At 39.3% G+C, this 1602-nt stretch carries 1 protein-coding gene; it reads right to left on the reverse strand.

Annotation, left to right across the window (positions count from 1 at the left end):
- Nucleotides 1–1086, reverse strand: a 1086-nt coding sequence (locus tag FTV31_RS16695) for a replication initiation factor domain-containing protein (RefSeq protein WP_180015758.1), incomplete at its 3' end; no start/stop codon positions are given.
- Between the last annotated feature and the right edge of the window lie 516 nt (nt 1087–1602).

Here is a 1602-nt window from a genome sequence, read left to right on the forward strand (position 1 = left end):
CCAACGCCCGAATTGATGGCGAAATATATCCACCCCTTTTTCTATACTTATTTTCAATGATCTTTTTACATATTCTATTTTTGATTGAACCTGATCATCGTATTTAAACAGGTCTTTAAAACACGGATACAGATTAATGAAGTAATCAGAGGGATTTATAATCGCATCAAAAGGGATAATTGTATGTTTTGCTTTTAACTCAACCTCAACCCTTAACCAGTCGCTATTTTTATCCCCTAATTGCTTTCCTTTTTCATAAGCCCTAAGCATTTTATCTGAAGTACGGCAACCGATCTGCAAAGTACGCCCTAGCTTATCTCTATCTAAATATTTCCAATCACCGAACCAAGTTACACGTGCAGGCTTTCCAAAATAGTAAAGTTCCCCGTTCGTTTCTCTTTCATTCAGATCATCAATATCTAAATAAGTACCATCGTAGTCATCATGTGCTAAATCCAGTCTTGTAATTTTTGCGCCTTGCGCCTTATTTAAGAATTGATATAACTTTTCTTGCCAGCCGTAGTCACCCATCAAGCAACCCTGACCAGATAACATCACAAGCATTGTGTTGTTTTGACCACCTATGCAGAGATCACCGACCACGACATCATCATGATTAATAATTTCATAACATTGTTCATAGAAGTTTTTGCCATTTTTTCTTTTTTTACCGACTTTAAATCCGAAAATTTGCTCTAACTTTTCCCCCATTGCTTCTATGCAGGCATCGTTAATAAATTCTTCTGAGAGTCCAATATAGTGATCCGAAAACGTGTAACGCTTTAAGGAGAATGAAATCCAATCTATAAACGCTATTTCATGTTCAGCAGGTGCAGACACCAGTAGGATTTTTGGATTGCCTTGATCATCAATAACCAACTTTACTTCGTTAGCCGCTTGCCAATCTTTTAGGACTTCGTTAGATGGAATTTGAGCCTTCGAGTTTTGCCACGTATTACTAACGTGGCACTCCCACGGGCTGACAGTGGGTAAAGTCCGATTTTTCAGGAAATCATTGGCGAATTTAGAATAGTTTTCAGGTGTAGCAGTTGTAAAAGGGGTATTTTCCCCATAAAATTTAGTCATGGACATTCCTTCTTAATGTTCATCAAGGGCTATGGTGTTGACGCACTGATAGCCCATTTTTATGCCTGCTGCTTTTGTGCCTGTCGATCTATTGCGTTCAGGTCTTTAACTTCACAGGACTTCGCTTGTTAGCTTCTTACGTGCAATAAACAATCTACACTAAACAAATAATATAAATCAAGGCTGTGTGGTGTGGGTGTGCGTACACGGTACGCCACACACCACACAACCTTCCCCTTCCATTCGGCTTCGCTGTACCTGTCATTAGGCGCAAATGCCTTCAAATTGGTAATCAGAGAGGAAAAGGCTAGTAACTCATAGTCCGTCAGTTCGATGGCACTCCGCCATCTCTGTTAAGCACTCATTGATTCAATGGTAAAGTGCGCCCTTAAAAATCACAAATCACAAATAGCCTAAGGAACACAAAAATCAGGATGCACCCTAGTCCAATCCTGTTTAGTCATATTAAATCGTTTTGGAACACTGAAATCATGTGCCAAAGCCTGTATACATGTT

It is taken from the genome of Acinetobacter sp. YH16031 (genome assembly GCF_013417335.1).
Lineage (GTDB): Bacteria > Pseudomonadota > Gammaproteobacteria > Pseudomonadales > Moraxellaceae > Acinetobacter.